1 protein-coding gene is annotated in these 1,215 nt (G+C 59.2%); it reads right to left on the bottom strand.

The annotated features are described in order from the left end of the window. Positions 1–663: 663 nt before the first annotated feature. On the bottom strand, positions 664–1,215 hold a 552-nt coding region (locus AC1DT6_RS40520), incomplete at its 5' end, for a phospholipase D-like domain-containing protein (protein WP_441637965.1).

Here is a 1,215-nt window from a genome sequence, read left to right as displayed (position 1 = left end):
CACCAAGCGCCAGCGGCTGATCAATCGGCTGGATCTGGAGCGCGCCATCGCCGGCACCACCGCCCCACCCTGTGCTGGCTTCTCCCCTTCCGGCCAGCTTGACCGCGTTACGGCTAAACCACAAAAAGCACGACCGCACTGACATTTCAAATTAGCCAGCCGACTGACATCTAAAAACAGCCTAGACAACGAGGCACATTGATAGGCGTGCCCCGATTCGTCCAAGAAGTCCTCCATGGGTAATGCGTTGACGGCCATTGACCCGGAGGCTTCCTAAATCGAATGTCCTGCTGTAGGAAACCGGAATTCGCTGGACTAGCCGTGCGCCGCAGGGGTTCAATGCGCCCACGTAGGACCGTTGACGGCCAGTTCCGGCCGTCGGCCCGGTGGTCCATTCGGACGCTCGAGCGTCGCTTCAACACTAAACAACGGCCACTCGCGCGTCGGCGGCGCTTGTCGGTTCATCGGCCGTTGCGCACGGTCATGTTGCTTGCCCGATGATCGTGAAGGACCGCCAGAGTCAGCCAACTGCGGCCGTTGTCCGGCCCCATCCAAKAGACATTCGAAACGTCCGCAGACAACGGATCTTCGCGCGCCGGGTACTCCAGATCGAGGACAAGGCCGGAATGATGCTTGGCGCGTGACGTCAATCCGGCTTCGCTGTCATAGTTGTGATTTCATGATCGACGCGAGGCGATCAGAGAGCTTTTCACGCCAGGGTCGACTCGACCAGGCAGCGAACGACRTCGGCTTGGACAGGGCAAGGTCTTCTTCGAATGTCCTTGTTTGCTCGGCGGCAAATTCACGATCCAGGATATTCAGCGTGGCCTCGTCGTTGAGATGGAACGAGCGATTGTCGAAATTCGTCGATCCGACCGAGACAAGCAAGCCATCGACGATCATCACTTTGCAGTGATACATCGTGGGACGGTACTCGACAATGATGGCGCCGGCCTCCAAAGGTTGGCCCCAGCGGGAGCGAGAAGCCGACCGCGCGGTCTCGGAGTCCATGTGTTCACCCGGCACGATAATGCGAACCCTGACCCSGCGTTTCAGCGCGGCAAGCAGTGCTTTCAGTGTCAGGTCGTCAGGCACAAAATAGGCGGATGATAGATCGATGGATCGGCTGGCGGCGGTGATAGCAAGCAGGTACATCAACGCCATGCTTTCACTGCCCCCGGTGGGCGAACTGCTGAAGATCTGCGCTCGCCCCTG

This window comes from Cupriavidus sp. 01L45 (assembly GCF_056399885.1).
The sequence above is the reverse complement of the archived record's forward strand: the minus strand, read 5'-3'. Positions and strand labels throughout refer to the sequence as shown.